The organism is Pseudonocardia sp. HH130630-07, from assembly GCF_001698125.1.
Lineage (GTDB): Bacteria > Actinomycetota > Actinomycetes > Mycobacteriales > Pseudonocardiaceae > Pseudonocardia.
In genome coordinates this window covers 990940-1017247 of the sequence record NZ_CP013854.1, presented here as the reverse complement: position 1 = coordinate 1017247, position 26308 = coordinate 990940, and the positions used below count along the sequence as shown (strand labels likewise).

General features: G+C 71.7%; 17 protein-coding genes and 2 pseudogenes. 12 read left to right on the top strand and 7 right to left on the bottom strand.

Annotated elements, in window-relative coordinates; all coding sequences use genetic code 11:
• Positions 1-107: 107 nt before the first annotated feature.
• Together AFB00_RS04915 and AFB00_RS04910 are read left to right on the top strand one after the other, a co-directional pair.
• A complete protein-coding gene (locus AFB00_RS04915) occupies positions 108-1067 on the top strand; it encodes a hypothetical protein (RefSeq protein WP_068796239.1) in 960 nt (319 codons plus the stop codon).
• A gap of 300 nt (positions 1068-1367) precedes the next feature.
• Positions 1368-2252, top strand: coding sequence for an alpha/beta hydrolase (locus AFB00_RS04910; RefSeq protein ID WP_068796238.1), 885 nt, complete (start codon positions 1368-1370; stop codon positions 2250-2252).
• Here the strand turns inward: AFB00_RS04910 and AFB00_RS31355 are convergent.
• Both AFB00_RS31355 and AFB00_RS04890 read right to left on the bottom strand, forming a co-directional pair.
• A pseudogene (locus AFB00_RS31355) lies at positions 2249-3146 on the bottom strand (IS5 family transposase). The gene AFB00_RS04910 and the pseudogene AFB00_RS31355 overlap by 4 nt on opposite strands.
• Before the next feature lie 1488 nt (positions 3147-4634).
• Positions 4635-5126, bottom strand: a complete 492-nt coding sequence (locus tag AFB00_RS04890; RefSeq protein ID WP_068796236.1) for a hypothetical protein — start codon at positions 5124-5126, stop codon at positions 4635-4637.
• 867 nt (positions 5127-5993) lie between these two features.
• Here AFB00_RS04890 and AFB00_RS04885 point away from each other — a divergent pair.
• Positions 5994-7157 carry a hypothetical protein gene (locus AFB00_RS04885; RefSeq protein WP_156819374.1) on the top strand — a complete coding sequence of 388 codons (1164 nt, stop codon included), beginning with the start codon at positions 5994-5996 and terminating at the stop codon, positions 7155-7157.
• A 34-nt stretch (positions 7158-7191) separates the two neighbouring features.
• On the top strand, positions 7192-7650 hold the full coding sequence (locus tag AFB00_RS04880) for a DUF6924 domain-containing protein (RefSeq protein ID WP_068796234.1): 459 nt from the start codon (positions 7192-7194) through the stop codon (positions 7648-7650).
• 66 nt (positions 7651-7716) lie between these two features.
• On the opposite strand, the gene AFB00_RS04875 is transcribed toward AFB00_RS04880, so the two are convergent.
• The 5 genes from AFB00_RS04875 to AFB00_RS04855 all read right to left on the bottom strand — a co-directional run bounded on the left by AFB00_RS04875 (position 7717) and on the right by AFB00_RS04855 (position 12519).
• A complete protein-coding gene (locus AFB00_RS04875) occupies positions 7717-8694 on the bottom strand; it encodes a lytic transglycosylase domain-containing protein (protein ID WP_068796233.1) in 978 nt (325 codons plus the stop codon).
• A complete protein-coding gene (locus tag AFB00_RS04870; RefSeq protein ID WP_083275273.1) occupies positions 8691-9641 on the bottom strand; it encodes a replication-relaxation family protein in 951 nt (316 codons plus the stop codon). Before AFB00_RS04870 ends, AFB00_RS04875 begins: the two co-directional genes overlap by 4 nt.
• Positions 9638-10639, bottom strand: coding sequence for a TRM11 family SAM-dependent methyltransferase (locus AFB00_RS04865; RefSeq protein WP_068796232.1), 1002 nt, complete (start codon positions 10637-10639; stop codon positions 9638-9640). The genes AFB00_RS04870 and AFB00_RS04865 overlap by 4 nt, the downstream gene beginning before the upstream one ends.
• Positions 10636-11394 carry a hypothetical protein gene (locus tag AFB00_RS33840; protein ID WP_197519748.1) on the bottom strand — a complete coding sequence of 253 codons (759 nt, stop codon included), beginning with the start codon at positions 11392-11394 and terminating at the stop codon, positions 10636-10638. Before AFB00_RS33840 ends, AFB00_RS04865 begins: the two co-directional genes overlap by 4 nt.
• Before the next feature lie 294 nt (positions 11395-11688).
• Positions 11689-12519 (bottom strand): HARBI1 family protein, encoded by an 831-nt coding sequence (locus AFB00_RS04855; RefSeq protein WP_068796054.1) that lies wholly within the window; start codon positions 12517-12519, stop codon positions 11689-11691.
• A gap of 920 nt (positions 12520-13439) precedes the next feature.
• On the opposite strand from AFB00_RS04855, the gene AFB00_RS04850 reads away from it, so the two are divergent.
• From AFB00_RS04850 to AFB00_RS35990, 8 genes and pseudogenes are all read left to right on the top strand, one after another.
• On the top strand, positions 13440-14351 hold the full coding sequence (locus AFB00_RS04850; RefSeq protein WP_156819373.1) for a hypothetical protein: 912 nt from the start codon (positions 13440-13442) through the stop codon (positions 14349-14351).
• A 62-nt stretch (positions 14352-14413) separates the two neighbouring features.
• Positions 14414-14767, top strand: coding sequence for a pilin (locus AFB00_RS04845; protein WP_156819372.1), 354 nt, complete (start codon positions 14414-14416; stop codon positions 14765-14767).
• 296 nt (positions 14768-15063) lie between these two features.
• Positions 15064-16872: a hypothetical protein gene (locus AFB00_RS04840; RefSeq protein WP_068796228.1), complete on the top strand. Its 1809-nt coding sequence runs from the start codon at positions 15064-15066 to the stop codon at positions 16870-16872.
• Positions 16869-17897 carry a PrgI family protein gene (locus tag AFB00_RS04835; protein WP_068796227.1) on the top strand — a complete coding sequence of 343 codons (1029 nt, stop codon included), beginning with the start codon at positions 16869-16871 and terminating at the stop codon, positions 17895-17897. The genes AFB00_RS04840 and AFB00_RS04835 overlap by 4 nt, the downstream gene beginning before the upstream one ends.
• Positions 17894-19876, top strand: coding sequence for a VirB4 family type IV secretion system protein (locus AFB00_RS04830; RefSeq protein WP_068796226.1), 1983 nt, complete (start codon positions 17894-17896; stop codon positions 19874-19876). The genes AFB00_RS04835 and AFB00_RS04830 overlap by 4 nt, the downstream gene beginning before the upstream one ends.
• Before the next feature lie 62 nt (positions 19877-19938).
• Positions 19939-22347, top strand: coding sequence for a type IV secretory system conjugative DNA transfer family protein (locus AFB00_RS04825; protein ID WP_068796225.1), 2409 nt, complete (start codon positions 19939-19941; stop codon positions 22345-22347).
• A gap of 1031 nt (positions 22348-23378) precedes the next feature.
• Entirely contained in the window at positions 23379-24014 is a 636-nt protein-coding gene (locus AFB00_RS04820; protein WP_068796224.1) for a recombinase family protein, read from the top strand.
• A 273-nt stretch (positions 24015-24287) separates the two neighbouring features.
• Positions 24288-25748, top strand: a pseudogene (locus AFB00_RS35990) (recombinase family protein); the annotation flags it as partial.
• Positions 25749-26308: the final 560 nt, after the last annotated feature.

Here is a 26308-nt window from a genome sequence, read left to right as displayed (position 1 = left end):
CCGGAGTCTAGGCCGAAAGGGTGATCCGGGCCCGCGTCCGGTGAACCGCCACGCCCGGGCGAGACGTCCGGCAGGCTCCACGGTGGACCGGAGGCGGGGGGCGCGTGGTGGGACGACGGACGACCGGTGCGGCCCGGGGCGCGCTCGGGATCGGAGCGCTGGCCGCGGCGCTCGTCCTGGTACTGGTGCTCGGGGACTGGCCGTCCGGCGTGCTGACGGAGTTCTGGGCCGAGCACGCGATGCTCACCAACGTGGTGTCGTCGCTACTGTTCCTGCTGGTCGGCGCCACGCTGGTGGAGTGGTGGATCGCCCGGCAGGACGCCCGGCGCTACCGGATCATCGAGGTCACGGCCTACGGGGCGGTGGCCCGTGCGCCGCTCGCCGCCCGGCGCGCGCTGTGGGGCCTGCTGAACGGCGGGACGGGCTCGGGCGACGCCGACTTCGGGATCCGCGAGCACGAGCGCACCGAGATCGAGGCGGCGTTCGCCCGCCGGGGCCTCGCACCGGCCTCCGAGCTGGAGATCGTGCACCGGGTCGCACCGCTGCCCCCGGACGTCGAGCGGCTCGCCGTCCTGATCGGCGACGAGCGGTGGCGGCGGACCGCGCTGACCGTGATCCGCCGGGCCATCGACTCCGCACGGGTGATCACCGCACGCTGGGCCCAGGTGATGCTGTCCGCGCAGCGCAGTGCCGAGACGCTCGGCGCGATCGGCGTGGTGATCGAGGACCTGCGCCGGGTCCGCCGGATCCTGCACGAGCTCTCCGGACCCGGTGCCGATCCCGCCGACGTGGACCGGATCCGGGCGGCCGCGATCGCCTGGCGGACGGCGTTCGTCCACGCGGCGGACGCGTACGAGCACATCGCCGACGCCGCCCATCCCGACACCCACGAGAACTGGACCGAGCTGTTGATACAGCCGGCTGACCTGCGGGTCCTGCGGGTCCGGGACGGGACGCGCGAGTCCTGGAGCCCGGTCTACGGCCCGGACCGGCCCCCGGCCGTCGACCTGGCGTTCCTGGAACCGCCGGAGGACCCGCAACCCGGGTCCGGCTCGACCGGTGACTAGGAGCCGGCCGCGGTGATCGGAGATTCGGCTGCGTCCGGTGCCGGCAGCGGCACCGGACGTCGCCGACGTTCCGATCACCATGGTCCCGGGGCCGGGGCCGGGGCCGGGGCCGGGTGCGGGGCCGGGTGCGGGATCGGCGGGCGCGGCCGCGACGGATGTCGCGTGACACCGGATCGACGGGCGACCGTCTGCCGGTGCCCGCGCGTCGATCACGACGGAGACTGGCCCCGGACACCTGTCGTGTGCCGTGGCGCCCGCCGCAGCACACCGCAGTACACCGCCGTCGCGGAAGGACAGTGGATGAGCAGCATGCTGCACGGTTGCCTCGCCGACACCGACTACGTCGAGCTCACGGCGCAGTCCGGGCGCAGTTACGGCATCTGGGTGACCATGCCCCCCGGCCACACCGACGCCACGGGCCCCCTGCCCCTGATGTACGTGCTCGACGGCAACTGGACGGTGGGCGTCACCGCTCCCCTCGTCGTCGTCCAGGCCGACCCGTACCTGACGGTCGCCCCCTACATCCAGGTCAGCATCGGCTACGCGGGCGAGGACGCCGGGCACTGGGAGCGGCTGCGCAACCGCGACTTCGTGCCGCCGGGGGAACCCGTCGCCGAGGACATGGTGTCCACCCTCGAGGCGGCCCGGGACTCGGGCGCGATGTCGCAGGAGAAGATGGCCGCCTACCTCACCGAGCTCGCGGACACCCGGGCCGATCTCTTCCTCGACTTCCTGACCGACGAGCTCCACCCGCACCTCCGGTCCCGGTACCCGGTCGCCGATTCCGGGCACGGGCTCTTCGGCTACTCCTACGGCGGGCTCTTCGCCCTCTACGCGTGGCTGCGCGGCGCGGCGCCGTTCGCCAGCTTCGGTGCGGGCAGTCCCGGCGTCATCACCCCCGCCAGCCGGATCTTCACCATGATCGACGCCCTCCCGGCACGTCCCGCGGATCCGGTCGCCCCGCGGCTGCACGTCACCGTGAACGAGCTCGAGGCACTCGGGGACGTCGCGATCTACCGCAGGCTGGCGCAGAACGTGCTCGACGTCGTCGACCGGCTGCAGCGCACGGACCGGGCGCCGGACGTCACCCGGGCGCTGTTGCGGGAGACCCACGTGACCGGGCTGCAGGCGTCGTTCCTGGACTACCTCAAGGTGTGCCACTCGCGGCCCGGGGCCGGCGACTAGGGTGTGTCTCCCAATGCGCGGAGCCAGGTGACGATCGCCTTCAGGACGGCGCCGCCGCGGAAGGTCAGGGCGAGCTTGTCGTAACGGGTGGCCAGCCCGCGCCACTGCTTGACGTGGCAGAACCCGCACTCGACGACGTTGCGGTTTCGGTAGTCGACCGGATCGAATGCGGGCGGTCGGCCACCGCGTGAGCCCCGTCGTTTGCGGTGTCCCTGCTGGTCAGAGGGCTCCGGAATGACAGCGATGATCCGGCGCTCGCGCAGGTGCCGGCGGATCGCGCGTGAGGAGTAGGCCTTGTCCGCGCGCACGCGTTCAGGCCGGGTCCGGGGTCGTCCCGGGCCCGGTCGGGCGATGCTCAGGCGCGCCATCAGGTGCGGAAACATTGGCGAGTCGCCGCCCTGGCCGGGGCCGAGGAGGACCACCAGCGGGCGGCCGTGCCCGTCAACGAGCTGGTGGATCTTCGTCGACAGCCCTCCGCGGGACCGTCCCAGCGCGTGATCTGCTGGTTCGGCGAGCAGATTCGTGTAGTTCGATCCGGCCCCCTGTGTCGCGCTTGAGGGTCGCGGCGTGCTGGTGGGCACGGATGATCGTGGAGTCCACGCTGACCGCCCACCCGAGCACCTCGGCGGCGTCGGCCTCGACCAGAAGAGCAGCCAGGATGTGGTCCCAGGTGCCGTCGCCGCTGTAGCGGCGGTGCCGCTTCCACAACGTCTGCCACGGCCCGAACTCGGCTGGGACGTCGCGCCAGGGAAGCCCGCACCGATACCGGTAGATGATCCCCTCGAGCACCCGGCGGTCATCGCGGAACGGGCGCCCGCGACGACCCTCGGAGGAGGGCAACAGCGGCGCCAGACGGGCCCACTGGACATCAGTCAGGACAGCGGTACGCGGCACCGATCAAGCATCGCGCACCCCGCTCCGCCTATCTGGGAGACACGCCCTAACCGTTCATCCTGAACAGACCAGGAGTCCCGGCTATGTCCAAGCCTGCCAGCAGCACCCCTGACGATCACACCCCCGGTGTCGGTTTCGAGTCGCCAGGGCATCGAGTCGATTCGGCTCGCCCACCGCGGCACCGGCAGCATTGGCCGCTGCCGGTGACCGGTCGCCGTAGCGTGGTCGGGCACGCTGTGGTGATCTTCCTGTGCGGGGTCGCGTTCGCCGTCGCGATCATCACCGTCGTGATCATTGTTGGGGGGTGGTGACCGTGTCCGAGTCCGACTCGCTACGACGCGCCGTCATGGATGCCATGAACGCCCACTACCGCAACGCACCCGATGAACCACACGACCCCGACCAGGGCGGGGCCGGGTGCCCTGCCTGCCAACACGGCACCGGCGACCACGCCACCCTGACCCTGAACCCGGACGACACCGGGACCGGCGACGCCTGCCCCGCGTGCGGACAGGACGCGGCGACGTTCGTGCACACCCGGTCCGGGTGGACCGGGTACATGCACCCGACGTGTGCCGCCGCCCACGACGCCCACTTGACCCCGGCGTGTGTCGGGGCCGCCGACCTGTGTGGCGCCGGGGTGGGTGAGCGGTGCGAACCGTGGTGTCCGTCTTGGGCCACCGACCCCATATTCGGCGACTGACCAGCGGGGGACACTGTCCCCGGCACCATCCCGGCCGGGCCGGACACCGCGAACACGCGGGTGTCCGGCCCGGCCGTCGGCATGCGTAGGGACCCCCGGCCGCTGGCCGAACCGGTGCCCCCGGGGGGATCGGGCGGGTGCGGGCCGCCGGGGTGTGCCCCGGGGTCCGGCCGCGCTGGCACGGGGCGGGCAGGCGTTCGGCCGCTGGCAGGGCCGGGCAGGCGTTCGGCCGCTGGCAGGGCCGGGGCCGGGTCGCCGATCCGGCCCCGGCCCTGCCGCTGGTGTAGACCCGGCGGCCCGCATGGGCGTGCGCCGGTCACGACAGCGCACCGGTTGCCGGTGGCGGGCGGGTGGACGGCACCGGGCCCGTCGATGCGACGCAGCGCGGGGACCGGGTGCCGTTGGCGCGAGTCGGTCGACGAGCCCGACTCGAACCGACTCGCCCACCGATCCGCACCAGCCGTACCGCGGGCCGACCGGGCCCGTCTGCCGACTCCGACGGGGTGAGCGCCATGTGATCCGGCGCCGACCGGGCCCGGGAGCCAGACGCCGCCCCCTCAACACTCGATGACTTGCCTCAGTCGGCGGGATCGAGTTCCGTCTCGTCGCCGCCGGCGTAGCCGAGCAGACCGAGGCGCCCGCCGTCGCGGCTACGACGGCGGGCGCCCGGACCGCGGGCAACTCGGCCGAGATCGAACGTCCCCGAGCCTCCACAAACCTAGAGTCCACAATGGACTTTAGCTTTGTGGAGGGGCTCGGTGCGCCGTTCGCGCGGGGGAGGGGTGCTACTCGGCGGGCTCGGGCAGCAGCATCGAGCCCCAGTCCATGGTTTCGGTTGCGGCGGGGATGGCGCGGCCGGTGATGATGACGCCGCCGGGGATGGGGTCGGCGCCGTCGACGGGGTCGAGCCAGGAGGCGTGCATCCGGATCGGCTCGCCGTCGATGGTGCGGGAGGTGTCCCACGTGTCGGTGAGCATGTCGAACAGTTCGTAGGTTCCGGCGGGCAGGTACACCCCGGTCCGGTCGTGGGTCATGCTCGTGTTGTAGAGCTGGCCGTAGGTGTAGAAGCCCTCGTCGAGCCGGACCCGGGCGCTGCGCACGAGCTGGCCACCCTCCTCACCGGGCCGGAACAGATCAGAGATCTCATCGGTGGCGATGTTGGTCGACGCCGGTCCGGGCGGTAGCGCGGCATGAGCGGCGGAGGTGGGTACGAGGGCGAGCGCGACAGCCGTGACGAACACGGCCAGGACGGCGGCGAGGCGCCGGAATGCGAGCATGACGAGGTCTCCGATCAACGGTGGGGTGAGTTCGGCTCCCGGGTGAGTCCCGGGACCGTTCGAGGGCGGTCGGCGCGAGCGCGCCGGGACCGCGGACGTCCAGGCCGCACTCGCCCGCGGAAGCGGTGAGAGGTGTAGGCGGGGGCCTGGCGAGTTATGGGCCGAGGGTGGCCGGCTCGACATCAGCGCGTCGAGTGTCGCTGCTTGCCGTGGCCGTCCTTCGTGACGTTCTGGTCGGGATCGTTATCTGTGCCGGTCTGAGAGCGAACGATCCGAAACAACGTGAGTTTGTACTGACCGTCCTGCGGATCTTGAAGCCTCCCCGCAGGAGTTGCAGGCTTCCTCGGAGGTCGTCGTGATGTCGGGTTTGGGTGCAGCAGCGCCGTCGGCATGACGGCTCGTGTTCGGTGGCTGCGTGCCGGGTGGAGTAGTCACTCTTCGTCCGAGAGGGCGCATCGTCTGCGTCCCGAGGCGGGATGTATTCGACGTTGCGGAGCCTGCTCGGGTCACCGAAACTCAAGATCGACACATCGCCCTTGAATGCGTTCCGTTCGCGCCAAGTGACCTGCCGGTTGAGCGGCTCAAAGGATCGTGATGATGCTGTTACCGGCTATTACTCACGGTCATAGATGGAAACACTACGCGTATAAGCGACCGCGGGTCGCAGTGTCAGTCTTCAGGGTGGCGTTGACTTCGGGGTGACGGCTTGCTTAGCGTTCGACTCGTCCCGGGGCGTGCCGCAAAAATGCGGAAGCGCCCCATCCTCATGTCCGAAGGAGATCGACGTTGCGACGTCGACGCGCATTCGTTTCAACGGTTACTCTGATTGCTCTAGCCGCGATCCCGGCGATCGGTGGTGTCCCTGCTGTGGCCGAGCCGACTGCGCTGGTAGCTCAACAGGCGGAACCGCCGTTGCCTCGACCGGATCCGAACCGGGAGCGTGACGCGCCGCCACTCGTACGTGAGCCCGACTCGGCGCGAATGGCCGAGCCGACCGAGGAGTGCACGACCAGCGAGGATGGAACGGAAACGGCGTGCATTCGCCGTCTCGACCCCGAGGCCAGCGCGCAGCTGCGTCAAAGCGCGGCGCCGTCGATGGGGGCGCGCTACCCCACGTGTCGGACTCCACGGCAGATCTACTTCTTCCGCGACGAGGTGTGCGCCAACTTCGCCTACAGCTATGTGCTGACCCGGACGGTGAACGGGACTCCGACCGTCGTCGGGCGCGCTGATTTCGAGACCTGGCGCTACAGCTACACCAGTGCAGATCTAGCGAACTGGTCGCACGAGCTGGGAATGGAGGTCGTCGCCTCCAGCGGGGAGGCAGTCGGGGCGACCCTCGACGGGTTCGCTGTGGCCGGCGGAGCTTGCTCCACGGGTGCCGACTCGACGATCGGGGGAGTGGGTCTCGGGACCGGCAAGCAGTTCATCGGGACCGGCAACATCCGATCGAACTCGACCGAGATCGGATCGTGGGGCTACTGCTCGGCGAACTGGACGGTCTCGGCCACCGCGCCGAGCGGGGTCCGTGCCTCGATCACCGATTGGAACGAGCCGGGTGTCCGTTGCGACAACTATCTCAGCTACCAGACTCGTCGCCCCGGCTGTGTCGTCCCTCAGTACCCCGAGGCGGTCAGCTACGACGCGCTGCCTGATCTGGCCAACCACGTGCTCCAGGCCCAGCAGTCCGGGCTTCCCGGAGCGACCGTCGATAACCCGCTGGTCAAGGCCGACGACGCGACCACGGCTCGAAACCGGCAGTTGGCCTGTGGTGACGCCCCGAGCATCGCCGGGCGATCGTGCGATGAGTACCCCGTAGCGACCTCGAAGCAGGGGCTCACGGCCGGAGGGGAACGTAGGACGTTCGACCAGTGCAGCTTCCCGAACATCGGCGCCGGGAGCGGTGCGTCCGGCGTCAGCGTGTGTATGGTCCCCGAGCGGCAACAGTTCTCACAGGGTGGACTCAACTCGGCTTTCTTCCGTGAATGGCGAGTGTTCGTCGACGACCCGTTCCGCGTAGTCGTTCGATAGACATGCTCGGCACTCGAAACGACAAGGAGTTTACATGGATCAGCCGGATCGACGGTTGCACGACACGTTCGGCGTCCCACTGATACGAACGAGCTTCGACGACGAATCCGCCTGGCAACGCTGTGTCGATATCGTCACGACACCCTTGGAATCTGACGAGCTCGGCGTCAGCTTCCAAGGCGCCATCACCATGATCGACGACAGGTCGTTCACTGCTAGCCCGGTCGAGGCCCTCGCGGTCTTGGCGCGCCGTGATACACCCCAACGCCGTTTCCTATTTGTCTACGACAAGCAAAGCGAAACGGCAGACGGTGACGTGTCATCGCTACTGGCGGTGGACCTTTCGACAGAGCAGTACGACCGGTTCCGCCTCGCTGCACCGGAGATCCACCTCGTAGAGAACAACCTCAGTGGATTCAATATGGACTTTCGCGAGTTCCGGCAGGCAGCAGAACGCGACGCGTCGGGAGTGTATCGAGGATTCTCCGACTGATCTGACCGAGTGAGGATGCGCCGCTGTTCGCCGGTGGGCGGCGCACCCTCACGTCACGTCGGTCCGCTAGCGGGTCGATATGTGCAGATGGTCGTAGTGGCAGCCGGTGACCTCAGCGGGGTCCGGGCAGCCGTAGATCTCGGACTCGTAGACCGCCCAGGCGGGGGCCTCGGCACTCCAGATGCGGCCCTGCCAGATGACGTAGGTGACGCCGAGCCGTGCGGCGTTGCTGGTGAGCCAGTGGGCGAGTTGCCAGCCGCGGGTGACTTCGCCCGGATCGCTCGGGCTGACGAACACGTCGCAGGCTTTCCCGAGCGGGTGGTCACTGGTCGGGTTCTGTGGGTGCTCGTCCCAGCAGGACACGCCCCCGGTCAGGGCCCCGGCCCGGTCCAGCTCGGCGTACAGGTTGGCGAGGGTTGGGGTGATGAGTCCGCCGGTGCCGCTCGGGTCGGGGACGGTCGCGGCCTGGCCGCCCACCGCCGGGGCCGTGGGTGGTGTGGTGGCGTAGCGGTGGGCTTGGTCGAGGACGTCGGCGACGTAGGCGTCGGAGTGGTTGTAGGCCCAGAGGGCTTTCTCGATGTTGCCGGGCTCGTCGGGGCCGGCGCGGGCACCGGAGTCGCACAGGTAGGCCGCCGCGGTGTAGATCGCGTCGTGCGGGTCGTAGCGGCTCGGCGGAGTCGACCCTCCCGGTGGAGGTGGGAACTCGGCGATCACGGCGGCGAACGTCGGCGCGAGGAACTGCATCGGGCCTCCGGCGCCCGCAGGATTTTCGCCGGACGCCACTCCGGGGAGCGGTGATCGGCCGTGGTCGGTCTCGACCTTGCCCACCGCGGCCAGGACCGACCAGTCGAGGCCGGGACAGGTCGAGGCCGCTCGCCGGTACAGGTCGAGCATCGGTGCCGGTATGTCCGTGGTGGCCTCGCCACTGATCCCCGTACTGCTGCCGGGGATCGCGGTGGATACCGCGGCGACGGTCGCGCCGATGAACACGACCACGACCACGAGCAGCGTCCCGGCGGCGCCGAGGACGAGGCGGGCGCTCATGGGGTGCGCCGCCGGTGCGGCGGCAGCGGCGGGGGCGGAGGAAGGGCCGAGGAGTCCCGCGACCGCGACCGGTCCGGGGCGGCGACCCGGACCGGGACGGGGCGACGTGCGGCCAGCTCGGCGACGGTGACCCGCTGCGCGGTGCGGCCGGGCGGAACGACCGGGAGCCACACCCGGTCCGCCGCCGTCGACGTCGGTCCCGCGGCGGTGGGGGTGGCGGTGTAGACGGGGACGAGGTCCGGGCGCGCCAACCCCGCGAGCGCGGTGGCGAGGGCGTGGCGGGCCGAGGGTTCGCGCCTGGGGCGGGTGAGCCAGATCGAGACCGGGGTGATGAGCCCGGTTGCGGCGGCGAGGTCGTGGTAGCCGCGGAGCTTGCCCGCGACCCGTCCCAGGGTTTCGGTGCCGGTGTCGTACTCGAGGAACGTCTCCCACCACCCAGCTTGAGCGGTCAGACACAGGTAGGCGTCCGGGCGGACGTGGGTGCCGAAGCTCCGCGCGCAGCGGGCGGGCGACCACCAGGCGGTGAGCTCGATCGTGCCGGCGGCGGCGAGTCCGGTGATGACGTCGTGGGTGGCGACGTCGTGGCCGAGGGTGGCGCGGTCGGCGACGGCGAGCGCGCGGGCTCGGCCGCGGTAGCCGATCTGGGCGACGGTGTGCCCGTGCTCGGCGGCCAGGGCGGCGGCCCCGGTCGGGCCGAGCAGGTAGTGCCACGGCGCCGTCCCGAGCGGTCTGGTGAGGACGGGGCGGAACCGGTCGACGGCCTCGGCGCGGTGCAGGGTCAGGATGCGGCGTTGGACGCGGCGCAGACTCGCTCCCCATCCGAGCGCGGCGAGTTGCGGGGTGGTGAGGACGGTGTGTTCGGCGAGCATCGCCATGAGCCACCGGTCTCGTGGGGTGAGCGTCCCGAGGATCTCGGCGAACCGGGGACCTCCGCGGTGCGCGGTCACCGGGGGTCCCCGGCGTGGGGGCGGGTGAACACCGACACGTCCTCGTGCACGACCAGGGCTTGCGGCTGGCCGAGGCGCCGGGCCCGGACGACGTTGTGCCGGGCGAAGAAACTCGCCCGCAGCACCAACCGCGCCACCGGCCCCGCACCCGCACCCGCACCCTCACCGTCGGTGCCGGTGCCGGTGCCGGTGCCGGTGTCGGTGCCGGTGGAGTCGTCGAGGCGGGCGAGCAGGGACACGGCGCGGTCGGTGGGCACGAGCCCGGCCGCGTGCGCGGACGCGGTGATCTGGCCGGGCAGGTCGACGAGGACGCCGCGGTGGCGCCACGGCCGGGACACGATCACGACGTGCCCGCCGGGGCGCAGGACCCGCACCGCCGAGCGCAGCACGGCGGTCATCGACTCGGCCAACGCGCTGGGGACGTGGGCGAGGTTCGCTCGGCTGCGCGCCGCCGGGGTCGCGTAGTGGTGGTCAAATTTGATGATCGGGTCATCGGCGATCTGGTTGGATACCTGCCCGTGGACTCCGGCGCCGTAGGGCGGGGAGGTCACGATCAGTGACACCGCGCCGTCGGGGTAGTGCTCGGCGAGGAGCCGGTGCGCGGCGCGGGCGTCACCGCGTATCACCCGTGCATCGGCGTCGAATCCGTCCTCGCGCGCCATCGTGAGATTGGTGTCGGCGAGGCGGACCCACCGCGATTCCAGCTCGATCCCGACCGCGCGGCGCCCGGCCCGCACCGCCTGCACGAGTGTCGTCCCGATTCCACACATCGGGTCCAGGACGAGTTCCCCGGGCCGGGAGTAGGTGTCGATGATCTGTGCGGCGAGATCGGGCAGCATCCGCGCGGGATGCTCGACCGAATCTGGGGTGAGCCGGTCGCGGCGCTGGGCGAGAGGACTGCGCTGGGCGGACAACCAGACCCGGCCCGCGCCGCGGTCGAGCCGCCCGCTGGCCGGGCCGGACTCGGGTTGCGTCTCGTGGTCACCGTTGATGCTCACGGGTTCTCCCCCGGGGTGCTCGACGCGGCGTCCTCGGCCGTGGCGGGGGTCTGGAACAGCGACAGGTCCGGGCCCAGCGCCCAGGCGGCTCGGTCGGTCGCGTGGCGGGTGATGGTCACGATGTGTTGCAGGTGGGCGAGCCCGGCTGCGGTGGCGGCGGCGATCAGCTCGGGCCGCGGATCGAACAACCGGCCGTCCTCGTGGTGACTGAACGTGGCAACGGCGAGAACGCCGCTCGGGCCGAGATCGGCGGCTGCGGCGGCCAGCTGTCCGGGCTCGACCGGTCCGCGGCCGAGGTCGAGCAGCACATGGCGCCGCTCCGGCGGACTGTCGGATTCGGCGGTGCGGTCGGTGCCGATCGTGGCGGCATCGGGGATGCCCGTGAGTGACGGCGTCGGGCCGATCGGGGCCGCGTGCGCCTGCTCGGCGCACCCGGTTCCGCCGGTCGTGCTCGGCGTGCAGCGGTGCCTGAGACCCCGCCCGGCGGCCAGCGCACTACAGCCGCCGAGCGACCGGCCCGTCTCGTGCTCGGTGGGGCCGGCGGACGGCGAGCCTGCCGGGCCGCCGCCTCCTGCGACAGCGGCACTTCGGGGCCCGGCCGCCGAGTAGCCCCCGCCGGTGCCGGTGCCGGTGCCGGTGTCGGGGCTCGCGGCGCGCCGGGTCGTCGCGGACGGGACGGCGAGTGCGACCTGCAGCCGGGCTCGCAGTCCCGTCGTCGTTGCCGTTGCGCCCGGGTCGAGGACCCACACCGACACCGGCACCGGCTCCCGAACGGAGTCCCGGCCGGTAGTGGCCGCGAGGCTCACCGGCTCGCGGCCCGGCCCGGTGAGACGGCCCGCCGCGCGCCGGGCCCGCCGGGCGGCCCGTGTCGGCCCGGGAGCATCGACGCGACGGCGACCCGGACCACGCGATCCGTGAACACTCTTACCCATAGTTCCTGCACCTTCCTAACGGGAATCCGCAACGAAACGAGACGGCGAGCGCCGTAGCGGATACGGCGACACCTCGCAGGCCGCACAGACATTGAGGTGTTCTCAGTAGCGTGGTGATCATGTTGTGCGGTCGTATTCGGTGTGGAGTAACACGAGCGCGGCTGCGGTGATCGCGCCGGTGCGCCAGGGACAGAGGGTGACTCGCTGTAGCGTTGCGAAGGTGGTCTTGAGCAGGGCGTTTGCTCGTTCGGCGAGTGCTCGGGTGGCTGAGTGCAGGCTGTTGACGGTGCGCTGATCGACTGTTCGGCCGCCGGCGGGGATGGGTTTGATCGGCACGGTGAGTCGGTGGGCCTCACCTTCGTAGCCGAGATCGCCCAGCGCGGCGTGGTCATCATCGATCCAGTGATCGAGGTCTTCGAGCAGACCGGGGTGGGCTCGGGCACAGGTCACGTCGTGTTCGCGCCCGGGTCTTCCCGGGGATGTCCATAGCGGCCATCCATCCGGGGCGGACACGACCTGGACGTTCCCGCCGTGGCGGTGGTGTTTACCCGACCACCACAGGTCGACCCCCGCGGTGGGGCCGAGCGCGCGGCAGCGGTCGGTGGCGATCAGGGTGCCGTCCAGGTGAACGTGGGTGTGTCCGGCGAGGCGGGCGGCGAGCAGGGCACCGTGCAGCCCGGGTGCGGCGCTGGCGAGGACGTCGATGCCTTCGTGCAGGTAGCGATAGGTGGTCGCGGTACTGATCGCGTTGTCGCGGGCCAGGTGCCGGACCCGGGTGGCGTCGCAGAACCAGCGGATCACCAGCACTGCCTGGGCGAACGGGGTCAACGCCCGCCGCCGGGGGCGGGTACCGCGGCGACAGCGTTGAGCGGCCAGAAGCCGAGCCAGGTAGGCCACGGTGTGCTCCCCGATCGGGAGGACAGCGGTGTAGGTGACAGGATCGGACATGCGGGGCCTCGGAGAGTTCGTTGATCTTGGTCGACCAACTGCTCTACCGGGGCCCTGCCCCATGTCCTAGACATCTCCACTCCCTCGGCGTGTCGCAGCGGAACGACCACCACTACTGAGAACACCTCATTGACCGGCGAGGGGGCGAGACGGTGAAACCCTCGCGCCAGAGAAAGCGCGATTTCGGGCCCGAAAGTCACACCGGCCGCGCCACTTTCTCGACCCGATCGACGAACGGTCGGTAACACCCCACAGTGGCGCCATGTCGAATCGTGCTTGCGGTCCGCAAGCACAAGTCGAGGATTCGATACGAGGCGTTGATATCGGCCGCGATCAAGATCGTTCTCAAGATTTTTTGCCTGGACCGATACAGCGACGCTCGTTGATGCCTGCTTGCGGACGGCAAGCGTCCGATCCCGCGAGCGCCGTCGACCGGGGCGAGGAGGGTGCCTCTCGCCCCGTCGATCGGGATCGCAGCATGTGAAGCACGCTTGCGCTCGGCAAGCATGCTCCGGTCGACCGACGCCGAGCACCGGTCTCACCGTGCCCGCGGCGACCGTCACGACCGGCGGCGGACGGGCGAGCCGGGAGGGCTCGGCGGGGCCGTGCAAGCACTCCACAAGCATCCAGTAAGCAATCGTTCAGCATTTTGTAAGCACGCATGGAGTCTCCTGATCCGGCGCCACCAGCCCGGAACGCGACACCGGTCGGCGAGGCGCGTCCGGCCTCACTGCTTCGTGCTGACAGGAGTTTCTTCCATGACTCGACACCCCCACCCGGCGGCCGCCCGGACCGCGTCGATTCCTCGCCCCGCCGACCCGGCGGTATCTGTGTCCGCGCTCGATGGGATCCGGGTCTCGTGGGAATGGCTGTGCGCGTCCCCGCATCCGGTCACCGTCGACGGCACCGCGATTTCCGGTGTGCCGGATCGGCGTGTCCCGCTCGACGAACTGCGGGTTCTGCTGCTCGACCCGGCCACCTCTGTGGCGGTGCGCGATGCCGCGTGGCGCTACCTGATCGCCCGCTCGCGTGGCGAGGGTGCGACGTGGACGGTGGCGTGCGCGGGGATGGCGATGCCGATGCTCGCCGCGGCGCTGCGCGAGTGCACCTCGCGTGGTGCCGGCGACCGCGAGGACATCGCCTCGGCGATCGTGACCGGGTTCGTCGGCGCGCTGTGCACGGTCGCGCTCGACCGGACCGGGATCGCCTCGTCGCTGCGGTGGGCGGCGCTGCGGGCCGGACTCGGTGTCGTCCGCGACGCCCTCGACACCCCCGCTCCGCGCCCGCATGACGAGCTGATCGCCGACGTGCTCACCGGCCACGAGCCCGGCCCCGGGGCCGGTTCGGGGCAGGGCGGGGTGCGGTCCGGGTCGGGGCCGCGGTCGATGCCGCCGCCCCCGCGCTCGGCGCATCCGGATCTCGTCCTGGCCGCCGCGGTCACCGATGGCGTCCTCACCGCCGCCGAGGCCGACCTGATCGGCGAGACCCGCCTGCAGCGGGTGTCCCTGGTCGAGGTCGCCGCCCGCACCGGTACTCCGGTCGGCACGATCAAGATGCGCCGTCTGCGCGCCGAGCTGCGCCTCGTCGGACACCTCCTCGGCGCCGACGACACCGCCCCCGACCCCGCCGCGCCCGACCGTCGGGCATCCGGACACGAGCGCTCTGTGTCGCGGACCGTGACCGCCTCGGCGGGGACACGGGCCGAGCGGCTGTCCGCGGGCGGCCCGGACGCCGCGCGTGTCGAGAGTCGACGGTCACCGGAGGTGACCGGTCGTCGACGGCGCCGGACCCGCGGCGCTCGCCGGGCCGGGGTCGGGCAGGTGACCCGATGAGCACCCCTACGTCCCGCACCGAGCCGACCACACTCCGCCGAGGAAGGGCCCGGGGTGCGGCCGTGCGGCTACTGCTCGCCGCCACGCTCGGCGCCCTGGCCGTCCTCGTGCTCGGCCCTGGCGTCGCCCTGGCTGCGGTCGAGCAGGCGGTGGTCCCGATGCAGCAGCAGGCCCCGGCTCCGGCCGAGTCCCTGGACGCGGTCCTGACCAACATCCGCAACTGGATCATGGGAATCGCTACCGCATTGGCGACCGTGTTTCTCACGGTCGGAGCGGTGCGCTACATGGCCGCAGGTGGCGATCTCGGCGAGGTCGAGAAGGCGAAGACGGCATTTCGCTCGGCGGGTTTCGGCTATGCGATCGCGGTACTCGCCCCGGTTCTGGTCGGTGTTCTTCAGGGCATCGTGGGTGCCTGATGGCGGCCCCGACTCCGGCACCGGGCGAGCTGATTCGCACCCGGGTTCGAGCGGTCACGCTGCTACTGGCTGTAGTGGCGGTGGGGCTCGTCGGGCTCGCTGCGCCGGCCCCCGCCGAGCCCACCTCGGCAGCGGGTGTGCGAGCCGAGGTGGTCGCCGCCGGGGTCGCCCAGCCCGTCCCGCCACCGCCTCCCGCCCCACCGCCTCCGGCACCGGGCGCCCCGCCGCCTCCGGCACCGGGCGAGTCGACGCCCGCAGCGCAGTCGTCGTGCGGGATGTTCGACATACCGGCGTGTGTGTCCGAGGCGTTCACCGAGATGTTGGCTACCGCGGTCACCGAGGTGCTCAACCCCGCGTTGGAGATCCTGTCCAACTCGTTGTTGCAGACTCCGCGGCCCTCGACGATCCCGCGTCTGGCGTCGCTGTGGGACACCTCGTGGCAGATCGCGATGGCGGTCTACGCGACGGTGATCTGTGTCGGCGGCCTGATCGTGATGGCGCACCAGAGCGTCCAGTCCCGCCTCGGGGTCCGCGAGGTGCTGCCCCGGTTGATGGTGGGGTTCCTCGCCGGGTGGCTGACTCTGCCGCTGGCCGATATGGCGGTGTCGATCGCCAACGCAGTATCCGACGAGTTGGTCGGGCCGGTCGATGAACAGGCCGGGGTCGCCGGTCTGGCCGGGCTCGTGCGGGCCTCGGCCGAGCACCCGGCCCGCATCGGCGGCGTTCTGCCCTGGCCGATGCTCATGGCACTGGTCGCGATCGGGCTCCTGCTGCTCGCCGTCGTCGCGGGCTACATCGTGCGCGTCGTCGCGATCATCGTTCTCGTCGCCGCCGGACCGCTGGTCGTCATGTGGCACGCCCTCCCGCAAACCGACCCGCTGGCCCGCTGGTGGTGGCGCGCGCTGGCCGGGTTGCTCTCGATCCAGATCGTGCAGGCCCTCGTGATCGCCGTCGGGCTCGCCGTCGTGCTGCCCCCGACCGACACCCCGGCCCCTGATGCCCCGACCGCCGTCCTCGGCATCCCGTCCAACACCGCGGGATGGGTGACGTTGCTGATGGTCGGCGTCCTGCTGTGGGTCGTGCTCCGCGTCCCGGGATGGGTGTGGTCCGCGGTGAAGATCAATGCTGGAGGGAAGTCGACCGTGACCAAACTCGTCACCGCCGCCCTGCTCTACAAGACCGGCGGAGCCCTGCGCGGCGCCCTCGCCGGACGAGCCGCCACCCGCTCGACCCGCCCGACCGGTACGCGCGTCCCGTCCCAAGCAGGCCGCGGCCCGGCCGCCTCCGGCGAGGTGGCTCCGATCGAGCCGACCGGGCAGTGGATGTTGCCGCTGGGCAAACTCAAACGGCGCAAGAGCAAGGCCACGGTGACGCCGTGGGAGTACCCGCGCGGCGTCGAAGGAGCCCCGCGACCCGGCCCCGGGCAACTCGCCTTCGAGTTCCCCGACACCCCCTCGCGGTCGCCGCTGCTGCCGCAGTTCCAGGCCCCGGGCGAACCCGAGCCGCCGTTGCCGCGCCGCCAGAACGAGGCACCCGCCGCGATCGTCTTCCGCGGACCGGGCCCGCAGCGGCCGGACGCGTCGAGCTGGGCACGACGCGCCACCACCGCACCCCCACAGGTCCGATTCGGCGACGGCCGCACACCCACACCTGAGCCGCCGCCTCGCCGGGTACCGACGGCGCCGCCGCCGGTGCAGTTCCGCCCGCAGGCCCGTCCGCGCCCGATCGTGCCGAGTCCACCGCGGGCCACCGGCCCGGCCCCCGCGGTGCGGTTCACCCCCGCGGCGCCCGAGCCGACCCCGCTACCGCCACGGGCCCGCCCCACCGCCGCCCCGGCCCCGGTCCAGTTCGAGGCACCGCACCCGTCCCGGGCCGTGCGCCCCACCCCGCCCGTGCCGCAGTTCCGCGAGCCGACCCCACCCCCACCCGCCGTCCGGTCACCGCGGCCGAGCGCCCCGGTCACGCCGGTTCGATTCGACCCGCCCACTCGGTCGCGGCCCGCACCGCCGACGCCACCGGCGGCGGGACCGGCACCGGTCCCGCTGTTCCGCCCACCCACACCACCGACCCGCACTGACGACACCTCGGGGGAGGGGGCCCGATGACCGCGCCGGTTCAGGTTCCCGCGAACGTCGACCGGGAGGATCAACTCCTCGGCCCGCTGACGGCGAGGCAGCTGGTGATCGTCGGCTCGGCCGCCGTCGCGGTGTACGGGCTGTGGCAAGCGCTCGGCGCGGCGCACGTCGTGGTGTTCGCGGTGCTGTCGGCGCCGATCGCGCTCGCCGCGACCGCGCTCGCTGTCGGTCGCCGCGACGGCGTCGGCCTCGACCGCCTCCTCATCGCCGCGGTCCACCACCGCGTGCAGGTGCGCTCCGCGTCCCGCGCCGTCCAGGCTGCCGCCGGAGAGGGCACCGGACGCGTGGTGTCGACGCGAGTACCGGTGCGTGGGGTGCGTGCGGTCGGTCCGGACCGGCTCGGAGTCGTTGATCTCGGGTCGGCCGGCCTGGCGGTGGTGTGCTCGGTCGCGCCGGCCAACCTGAGTCTGCGCTCGGCGACCGAGCAGCACGCCGCCGTCTCCGGGTTCGCTCGGTGGTTGCACTCGCTTGCCGGTCCGGTGCAGCTCGTGACCCGCACCCGGCGCCTGGACTTGTCGGTGCCGATCGCACGCCTGCACGCCGCCGCGCCCCGCCTGGCCCACCCGGCGCTGACCCGCGCAGCTCTCGCCCACGCCGAACACCTCCAGGCCCTCGACGCCCACGCCGAGTTGCTGGATCACGAATTCTTGATCGTGTTCCGCGATCCGGCCCCGGCCCGCGAGGGGACCGTGTCCGCGGTCGGTGACGTGTTGCGCCGCCGCGCGGGGGAAGCGGTCGGGATGCTCGGCCCGCTCGGACTGCGGGTGACCCCGCTGTCCGACGCCGAGGCCGCCGCCGTCCTCCAGCGCGCGACCGCCCCAGCGGCCGGGCTACGTCGCGGTCCGAACCCGGCCCGCCGGGCGGATCTCGATCCGCCCACGGTCGAGATCCCGCGCCCGTTCCCGCCGTGGCCCATGCCGGGCCCACCACCGACCGGCGACGACCTCGACCACGAGCACGGCTTCCACCTCGGCCCGGAGGGACACCCGCGATGAAGGCTCTCCTACATTCCCGCGCACGACGTGCCGCACCCGAGCCGGAGCCGGGTGGCTGGTTCTCCCCGGACACGGTGCGCGTCGCCGCGCGTCGGGTCGCGCTCGACGGAGTGCGGTCCTGCACGCTGGTCGTCACCGGGCTACCCCGCGAGGTCCCCGGCGCCGGATGGCTCGCGCCGCTGACCGGTCATCCCGGTCTCGCCGACGTCTCGCTCCACGTCGCCCCGATCGACCCCGCGACCGCCGCCACGAGGTTGCGACGCCAGCTCGCACGGCTCGAAGCCGGGCGCCGCTCGGGGGCCGAGCACGGCCGGCTTCCCGACCCCGAGGTCGACGCCGCCACCGAGGACGCCCATGTTCTCGCCGAACGCGTCGCCCGCGGCGAGGCGCGTCTGTTCACGGTCACGTTGACGGTGACCGTGACGGCGCCGACGGAGGCGGGGCTCGATGATGAGCTCGCCGCGATCCGTGCGCTGCTGGCCTCGCTGTTGATGACCGGGCACCCGGCGACGTGGCGGGCGTGGCACGGGTGGGAGACCGGGCTCCCGCTGGGTATCGACCGGATCGGCACCGCCCGCATCCTCGACACTGCCGCGCTCGCGGCCGCGTTCCCGTTCGCGAGCCCGGACCTCCCGCCACCGTCCGGACCGGGCGAGGAGACGTCGATCCTCATCGGCCACAACCTCGCGTCGTCGTCGCTGGTGTTCTGGGACCGGTGGAGCCTGGACAACTACAACTCCGTGATCCTCGGCCGGTCCGGGGCGGGGAAGTCGTATCTGGTCAAGCTCGACGTCCTGCGTTCGCTCTACACCGGCACACAGGTGCAGGTGATCGACCCCGAAGACGAGTACACGCGCCTGGCCGAGGCGGTCGGCGGGACCGTCGTGCGGCTCGGGGCGCCGGGGGTGCGGGTCAATCCGCTCGACCTCGACGTCCATGTCTCCGGCGACGGGGCACGAACCGCGGCACCGGACGCGCTCGCCCGCCGCCGCTTGGTCGTGCACGAGTTCTTGTCGCTGGCCTTGTCCGGCGGTGAGGCGTTGTCGGCGTCGGAGGTCGCGGTCCTGGACGAGGCGATCACCCTCGCCTACACCCGGGCCGGGATCGGCGAGGACCCCGCGACCTGGACCCGCCCCGCACCACTGCTGGCCGACCTGCGGGCCGCGCTGCTCGACCGCCCTGACACCACGCCCGGTGTGATCAGCCGCGCCCTGAACCCCACCGAGGAGAACCCCGCCGGGCCGGAGGGGAACAGCGGAGCGAACGGCGACGCGGCGCCAATGCCGGATCCGGCCCGCCAGATAGCCGAGGATCTCGCGCGTCGTCTGCGCCCCTATGCCGATGGAAGCCACGCCGCCCTGTTCGGCGGGCCGACGTCGCATCCGCCGGGCGGTGACCTGGTCGTGTGGTCGCTCAAAGAGCTACCCGAGGCACTGCGCCCGCTGGGGACGATGCTCGTGCTTGATGCGGTGTGGCGGACGGTGATCCACCCGCACGACCGGCGCCGCCGCTTGGTGGTGGTCGACGAGGCGTGGATGCTGCTCCAGCACAGCGCGGGCGCGAGGTTCCTGCTGCGGGCGGCGAAATCGGCGCGCAAGCACTGGGCGGGTCTCGTGGTGGCGACTCAGGACACCGCCGACGTCCTGGCCTCGGATCTGGGTCGGGCGGTGATCACCAACTCGGCCACACAGATTCTTCTCCGGCAGGCGTCGCAGGCCATCGACACCGTGAGCCGCGTGTTCGGGCTGTCGGCCGGTGAGCAGTCGTTCCTCCTGTCCGCCGAGCGCGGCGACGGCCTGCTGACCGGCGGCGACGACCGACGGGTCGCGTTCGCCGCACTCGCTTCCGCCGAAGAGGACGCCCTGATCACGACGGACCCGGCGCAGCTCGCCGATCAGCACGCCGCCTCGCCGTTCTGGATCGACCTCGACCGTTCCGTCGCCGCCGGCGCACCCGAGACGCAGGCTCGGCCGTGGTGAATCCCCTCGCTCCACCAACGGCCAGCGTGGTGAGTTCCCTAGCGACTATCGCCACGAGCGCATTGCCGCTGCTTGTCGCCGCGGGCGCCGTCGCCGTCGTGGCGGCGGGGTTGGTGTGGACGGTGGCGGATCGGTGGGCGGTGCGGCGAGCGTGGGCGGGTGCGGCGCGGGTGGAGATCCTGGCCCCGCCCCGGGTCGACCCGGCCGGGGCGCCGGTGTTCTGGCAGCACCTCCTCGGGCTGCTGCGCCCCCGCTGGTCGCTGCGCCGGGCCCCGCATGTGGTGTTCGAGTACCAGTTCGACGCAGGCGGTCTACGGATCTCGGTGTGGGTGCCGGGCACCGTCGCGGCCGGGCAGGTCGCCGCCGCCGCGCGCAGCGCGTGGCCGGGCGCGCGGACCACCATCACCCCCGAGCCCCACCCCATCAGCACGGGTGCGGGGGAGGTGGCGGGTGCGCGGTTGCGGTTGGCTCGGCCTGCGGCGTTGCCGATCGCGACCGAGCACCGCACGGACCCGCTGCGCGCCCTGATCGGGGCCGCCACCCCCCTCACCGCCTCCGAACAGGTCCGGGTGCAGGTTCTGGCCCGGCCGATCTCCGGGGCGCGCCTCGCGCGGCTCGCCCGACCGGGAGCGACGGTCGACACCGGCGCTCGCCTGGCGAGCGTGGTCGCGGGCGGGGCGGCGACCCTGGCACAGGAGATCGTCGCGACCGCCGTGCACGGACCCGCCCACACCACCACCCGCCACCGACCACAGGCGACCACGACCGGGGCACGGCCCTCGGGCCCTGGGCGCCTGGTCACCTCGACACAAGACCGCGCCACCGCGACCAAAGCTCACGGAGCCGGGGGAGGGCACCTGGTCACTGTCCGCCTGGTTGCCGAGGTCGCTCCGCTCGGGCACGGCCGTGACGCCGCGCAAGTGGCGCGGGCCCGGGCCGTCCGACGGGCGAGGGCCGTCGCGTCCACGTTCGCCGAGTACTCCGCGCACAACTACTTCCGCCGCTGCCGGATCCGACGAGCAGGCCAGGTGATCGGGTCTCGGCGGCTGCGGCGTGGAGATCCGCTGTCGGTTGCCGAGGTCGCCGCTTTGGCGCATCTGCCCACTGACGAGCATGTCCCCGGCCTGCGCCGGGCCGGAGCCGCCGCGATCGCCCCGCCCCCGCAGGTCCCGACCGGCGGCCCCGGCGTGCGGGTCCTCGGCGATTCCGACGCCGTCACCGCCCGCCCGATCGGGCTGTCCGTGGCCGACGCGCGCCATCACTTGTGGGTCCTCGGCGCCACCGGCAGCGGAAAGTCCACGCTGCTCGTGCATCAGATCCTTGCCGACGCTGAAGCCGGACGTGCCGCGGTCGTGATCGACCCCAAGGGCGACATGATCACCGACACCCTCGCTCGGCTCCCCGCCGCCGCCCGAGCCCGCACCATCGTCATCGACCCGAGCCACCCCGGGCGCACACCGCGGCTGAACCCGCTCGACCCGCTCGGGCTGGCGTCGGTGCCCGGTGTCGGTGACGCCACGGTCGAACACGTCGTCTCGGTGTTCTCGCGGGTGTTCGCTGCCGCGTGGGGGCACCGCAGTGAGGATCTGCTCCGGGTCGCCTGTTTGACCCTGCGCGACAGGCCCGGTGTCGCCTCGCTGGATCAGATCCCCGACCTGCTCGGGGACCAGGCGGTGCGGGCCCGCACGCTCACCGGACTGGCCCCGAGTGCCCGGTTGTCGCAGTTCTGGGACGAGTTCGACCACCTGTCCGACGCGACCCGAGCCCAGATCAGCGCACCCCTGCTGAACAAACTCCGCTCGATCCTGCTCCGCCCGTTCGCCGAACACCTGCTCTGCGGCCCGTCCACCGTGGACCTGTCCGCGGTACTCGACCGCGGCGGGCTGTTGCTGGTCCGCCTGCCCAAGGCCGCACTCGGGGAGGACACCGTGCGGCTGGTCGGGTCGCTGCTCGTGGCCCAGGTGTGGGCCGCGGCGCTCGCCCGCGCCGGCCAACCCGAGCACACCCGCCTTGACGCGGCGTTCTACATCGACGAGTGCCACAACTTCCTGAACCTGCCCTACCGGCTCGAAGACATGCTCGCCGAGTCCCGCGGCTTCCGACTGTCGCTGATCCTCGCCCACCAACACCTCGGCCAAGTCACCCCGCCGCTACGCGACGCGTTGTTGGCCAACGCGCGGAACGCGGCGTTGTTCGGGCTCTCCCCGGCCGATGCCGCCGTGCTGGCTCGCCGCACCCTGCCCGAACTCAGCGCCCACGACCTCTCCCGCCTCGACGGCTTCCACGCCGCCGCCACCCTGCTCAACGCCGGAGCACCGACCCGTGCGTTCACGTTCCGCACCCGACCACTCCCACCGGCACCCGACACCCCGACCAAACCGGCCGCACCCCACCCGTCTCGTAGCCACCAGCTGCCCGGTAAGGGGTCTGACCACTCCGACCCCCGGCACGATGCCCGACCCCACACCTGACCCGCCCCATGAGGAGTCACCGCTATGACCAGCACCCGAGGCGCCCCCTCACAGCACCGGAGCGACGCTGCTGTGGCAGCCACCGGCGACAGCCGCTCCCACACGCGCGCCCCGCCCACCGAGCTGCCCTCGACGACCCTCTCCCGAGAGTGCACAACGGGTGTTGTTCAGACTTGACAGGAAACCGCAGAGCCGTAAGGCTGCAGTGTAAAATAAGTGGTGTCAGGCGGAAGCTTCCCGCCTGACACAGGTAGCACCCCTGCCCATGCAGACTGCGACGTCGCGGCAACGACGTTGGGTCGAGGCAGAGGAGCTACCTGGCTGTCAGAACCTCGGCATGTTGCTGGTTAGCCATTCGATGAGGCTGACAATTATTCGGAGCGCAGCAAGGGCCTGAATCGCGTGACCAAAGGTTACGCGTTTCGGGTTGCGCTCAGATTTTTTTCTGTGGCGGCTGTTCAAGTGCCGATCCTCCTCTCCCTGTGTTGCACGGAGCTGAACCACTCCCTCCTGGGCTCGGGGTGAATCACACGACTGTGGTTCACCGGTGCGAGCACGCTAGCGGTGCCGACCTCCGGGCGCCACCACCGCAGGCAGTCCCCATGCGTCGCCGAGTCAGCTGCCTTCTCACCGCGCCGGACGCAGCGGCCGCATCCGGACATACCGGGTTTGAACTGACTGTCACGGCACGGGTCGTCTAGCCCGTACCGCCCGCCGTACGGCTCGTTGTCGGGGCACCACGCTGGGCGCCGACATGTGCCGCTGCTGTCCGGCCTTCTTGGTCCGAGCTGCGACGTGCCCGCGTCTGTCGGCTACCAGGCGCCCCGGCTCGTGACTTGCCCTCATCTGGCTACGACACCCCGACCGATACCCGATCCGAGTAGGAGTCCGTCATGACCCAGGCTGCACGTGCCACTCGCACCACGACCCGCACCACGCCCGAGCCCGGTAGGCGCGGCGTCACCTCGCGGCCCGGCGGTCGCGGCGACTCCCGTAGGCCGGCGACCGCGAGCCGACGAGACGGGATCAGATTGGCCGCGACCGGCCGTATCGGTGATGACCTGCGCGCCCACGTACTGCAGGACCACCATGCCGAACTCGCCGCCCGATCCCGCACGGCGATCGTGCACCGCGTCGAAGCCGGACAGATCCCGCTCACGATGCCGTTCGGCTACCGGCGGGCCGTCTCCGGCCCGACCCTCGACGGCGGTGGTCCGATCACCGCGTGGGGTGCCTACGTCCCCGACGTCGAGCCGGAGACCGAGGCGACCCGGCTCGGGCGTGCCGGGCGGGCCCCGGCCTCGACGTGGGCGCTTGACGTGCACACCGCGTGGGTGGTCGCGGTGATCTACTCGTGGGCGATCTGCGGTGTGTCCCCGGAGTCCATCGCCGTCCGGCTCCGGACGTCGTGGCCGCTGCGCCCGACCCCGGTCACCGCGACCGGCCGTCCTCTGCCGTGGACCGCCACCCGTGTGCGTGCCGTCCTGCTCGATCCGTCGTATCTCGGCCGCTCGGTGTGGGGGCGTAGCCGACCGAGGGAGTCCTGGACGGTGTCGTCGACGATCACGCATCCGCCGCTGATCACTCCGAGTACGGCCGCCGACGTCGCTGCTGCGGTGCGGCGCCGCGCCGACCTGGGTGGCGACGTGCCCGGGTGGGGTCGGTGACGTCCCGACCGCCGGGCCGGGGTCGGGGGCCGGTCGGCCCGCCCCGGGGCCGCACACGGCCGGTCAGGGCCCCGAACGGGCGGGCCCGCATCACGGCCGATGACCAGCGGATCGCCCCGCCCACACCCCATGATCACCGTCCCGATTCCCCGTCATCTAATGCCGGTAAATCGGCCATCAATTGCTACGATTCGCAGACGGAAACGGTTCATCGGGAACGCGTCGAACCTCGTGTCGGGGCGAGAAAATCCGGGCGAGTTCGGGTGATCTCGGATGATGCCAGTGGCTCGTTGTCGCCGCAGGGGGAGATTCGTTCTCCTGAATCGGAGGCCGAGGCCGCGGTCGTGCGGAACGAGCAGGCGCGGGTGTTGTGGGAGATCAACGAATGGATGCACTCCCGCCGCCGGTGACGAGCAGGGGACCGGACGGCTGGACCGGGGAGCCTGGAGCGGATGGGAAGGGGTGTGGGGTGTGAACGGTAGGCGTGGTGGTGTGGCGCCGGAGGCGTTGCAGCTGTGGATGCAGCGCGACGCGGGCCCGGAGTCGGCCGGTGTCGGAGCTGCGGGCTCGGCCGTCCGGGTGGTGTTCCTGGGGCGGACTTCGGGGGATGAGCTTCAAGACCCGGTCGGGTCGATGCAGAGGCAGTTGAGCGTGGCGATGGCGGCGTTGCCGGAGTCGTGTGTGCTGGTCGGTCATTTCTACGATGTGGAGTCGGGCCGGATCGATCTGTCCGAGCGGGGCCGCGGGGTGAAAAGCGTCGAGGTCCCGATCCCGCGGGACGGCGGTGTGCTGGATCTGTTGGCTCGCGCCGAGTCGGCCGATCCGGGGTTCGATGCGGTGATCTGCGAGCAGATCGACCGGATCGCTCGGCGGGTGTATTTCGGGACGATGATCGAACATCGCCTTCAGGCGGCCGGGATCGCCCTGTGGGCGGCGGATGAGACCATCCGCCCGGGGGGTCGGGCGGAGGATGCGTTGCCCTCGACGGTGCTCACGCGGCGGGTGAAGCAGTCGGTGGCCGAGTGGTACGCCCTGGACATGCTCTCGCGGGCCCGGGACGGGTTCGAGACTCACACCGAGCAGGGTTACGCGGTCGGGAAGCCCCCGTACGGGTATCGGGGGGAGACGGTGAGCGTGAGCGGGAAGGCCATCGACTCCACAGCTCGCGGCGGGCACCGGGGGAAGGGCCGTGACGGGGTCCGCACCAAGACTCGTCTGCTGGTGGATCCGGTGGAGGGGGAGGTGGTGCGCCGGATCTTCGCCTGGCGGGTGGGGGAGCGGGTGTCGTATCAAGCCATCGCGGACCGGTTGAACCTCGATCTGGTGACCAACCGGCCGCCGACTCCTCCGGACCCGGATCGTGCGGTCGGGGCGTGGACGGCGGCGTCGGTGCGCGAGGTTCTCGTTCAGCCCAAGCACACCGGGTACATGGTGTGGAACAAGCAGGCGACCAAGACTCGGGGCGGGGCGTGGAACCCGTTGCAGGACTGGGTGTGGTCGAGCCGGCCGACGCACGAGCCGTTGATCGAGTTGCAGACCTGGATCGCCGCCCAGGAGGTCGCGGCGCGCCGGTTCGGGTCCCGCTCGGCGGCGGGGAAGAACTCCCACCCGCAGGCCGCGCGGTCCTACCGGCTGCGGTCGTATCTGTTCTGCCAGCTCTGCGGGCGGCGGATGTATGGCAAGTCGCGGCGGGGGCGGTCCTACTACGTGTGCGCTCCCAAGCGGGGCCAGCACATCCCCGACGGGCACCCGGCGAGCCTGTGGGTCGCCGAGGAGTCGTTGCTCGACGCGATCAACGGGTTCCTCGCCGATCACGTGTTCGGCACCTACCGCGCCGAGCTTCTGGGTGCCGCGGCCGGAGAGATCGCCGCCGCGGCTTCGGCTGACCACGCCCGGCAGGTCGAGGCGGCACAGAGGGCCATCGCCGATATCGACCGGCGGCGCGGCGCGCTCGTGCGGACCTTGGAGGTGACCGAGGCGATCGATCCGGAGCTGATCGCCGATATCGGGCGTCGCCGCCAGGAACTCGGCGCGGAACGTACCCAGCTCGCCGAGCACCTCGAGGGGCTGCGCACGGTCCAGGTGCAACAGTCGAACCCGGCACTGCTCGACCTGCTTCCCGTCGGCCGCTGCGAGCTGGACCAGCTACCCGAGACGCTGGCCCGGCGCCTGTTCGAGGTACTGCGCCTGGAGGCCCACGTCGACAAGATCAGCCGGGCGGTGCGGGTGCGGATCACCCTGACCGGCAACACCGTGCAGACTGCCCATGCTGCCAGCGTCGACGCACTGAACAG

What these genes read in the sequence shown, in the direction of transcription:
- AFB00_RS04910 (WP_068796238.1), top strand. Translation starts at nt 1,368, where the DNA reads ATGAGCAGCATGCTGCACGGTTGCCTCGCCGACACCGACTACGTCGAG.
- AFB00_RS04890 (WP_068796236.1), bottom strand. Translation starts at nt 5,126, where the DNA reads ATGCTCGCATTCCGGCGCCTCGCCGCCGTCCTGGCCGTGTTCGTCACG.
- AFB00_RS04880 (WP_068796234.1), top strand. Translation starts at nt 7,192, where the DNA reads ATGGATCAGCCGGATCGACGGTTGCACGACACGTTCGGCGTCCCACTG.
- AFB00_RS04875 (WP_068796233.1), bottom strand. Translation starts at nt 8,694, where the DNA reads ATGAGCGCCCGCCTCGTCCTCGGCGCCGCCGGGACGCTGCTCGTGGTC.
- AFB00_RS04855 (WP_068796054.1), bottom strand. Translation starts at nt 12,519, where the DNA reads ATGTCCGATCCTGTCACCTACACCGCTGTCCTCCCGATCGGGGAGCAC.
- AFB00_RS04835 (WP_068796227.1), top strand. Translation starts at nt 16,869, where the DNA reads ATGACCGCGCCGGTTCAGGTTCCCGCGAACGTCGACCGGGAGGATCAA.
- AFB00_RS04830 (WP_068796226.1), top strand. Translation starts at nt 17,894, where the DNA reads ATGAAGGCTCTCCTACATTCCCGCGCACGACGTGCCGCACCCGAGCCG.